This is a genomic window from Paraburkholderia sp. BCC1876, from assembly GCF_902833695.1.
In the GTDB taxonomy this organism is placed as follows: Bacteria; Pseudomonadota; Gammaproteobacteria; order Burkholderiales; family Burkholderiaceae; genus Paraburkholderia.
Map to the genome: position 1 here is coordinate 1 of NZ_CADFGI010000092.1, position 447 is coordinate 447.

The 447-nt window shown below is 69.8% G+C and carries 2 protein-coding genes; both read right to left on the reverse strand.

Going from position 1 to position 447, the window contains the following annotated elements:
• Nucleotides 1–178, reverse strand: a 178-nt coding sequence (locus HWY05_RS37920; protein ID WP_279614208.1) for a chemotaxis protein CheB, incomplete at its 3' end; no start/stop codon positions are given.
• Nucleotides 179–183: 5 nt separating this feature from the next.
• Nucleotides 184–447, reverse strand: a 264-nt coding sequence (locus tag HWY05_RS37925; protein ID WP_279614207.1) for a CheR family methyltransferase, incomplete at its 5' end; no start/stop codon positions are given.

Consider the following 447-nt stretch of genomic DNA (forward strand, 5'->3'; position numbering starts at 1 on the left):
CATCGGTGGGCAGGTGCACCACCACCATCACGATCGCGGGAAACGCGGCGGGCAGCGCGCCGAGCAGGACGGCCAGCACTTCGATGCCGCCGGCCGACGCGCCGATCGCGACCGCCTCGTAGGGCGGCCGGGCGGGAGCAGGCAGCGCGCCGGGTGGAGACGAAGCAGGTAGCGACATGGCCGTCAGCGTTTCCGGTAGATGCGTTCACGCCGGCTGAAATCCTCGAAGGCCGGATGCTGGCCCGAGAAACGCAGGCTCTCCTTGATCCCCAGGCCCAGGAAACCTCGCCGCACCAGGGTCCGCTCGAACAGGGCCAGCGCGCGCTCCCGCAGCTCGCGCTCGAAGTAGATCAGCACGTTGCGGCACGACACCAGATGCGCCTCGAGGAACACCTCGTCGGTCGCGAGGCTGTGGTCGGCGAACACCACCCGCTCGCGCAACCGGGA